This is a genomic window from Pseudomonas sp. 51_B, from assembly GCF_017491595.1.
Lineage (GTDB): Bacteria > Pseudomonadota > Gammaproteobacteria > Pseudomonadales > Pseudomonadaceae > Aquipseudomonas > Aquipseudomonas promysalinigenes.
The window spans coordinates 1-489 of the sequence record NZ_JAFGYW010000252.1 but is presented as its reverse complement, the minus strand read 5'-3'; the positions used below and the strand labels follow the sequence as shown (position 1 = coordinate 489).

General features: G+C 50.1%; 1 pseudogene. It reads left to right on the top strand.

The features are described 5' to 3' along the window. Positions 1-489 (top strand): annotated as a pseudogene (locus tag J5M56_RS24680) (hypothetical protein); the annotation flags it as partial.

Sequence of the window (489 nt, the reverse complement as noted above, 5' to 3'; positions counted from 1 at the left end):
GACCAGATCATTGTGCAAACCGAAGACTTTCGTAAGAGCGTTACCGACGTTTTGCTTGAAGGACTCGCTTTTGAAGCGGCGCATCCAGCCTACGAAACGAAATTCAGCCCGAAATACTATTTGGTCAATGGCCATCCCATCGTTGAAAAACTGGATATCCGCGACCTTTCCTCGCTGTCGAAAACATTCCGACCCGGCGACAGATATACCGCGATGCTGAAAGAGCAATATCAGAACAAGGCGCATCCTGATTACTCATTCAAACGCGCTGTACACGCCCGGAAAATCCGTTGTGAGATGTACCGTAATGCATTTGCCGACTTCACCAACGGCAGATTAACCACTGAATCTTTCTCTGCTGTCCAACGGGTTATCGACAATCTGAAAGAAGGTGGCGGCTATCCATCAATCGTCAATAGCGTCTCCGAAGGCGACATCGGGCTGTATAAATTCAACATCGGCACGCTGGGTCTGACGGCTGCCGGGGAC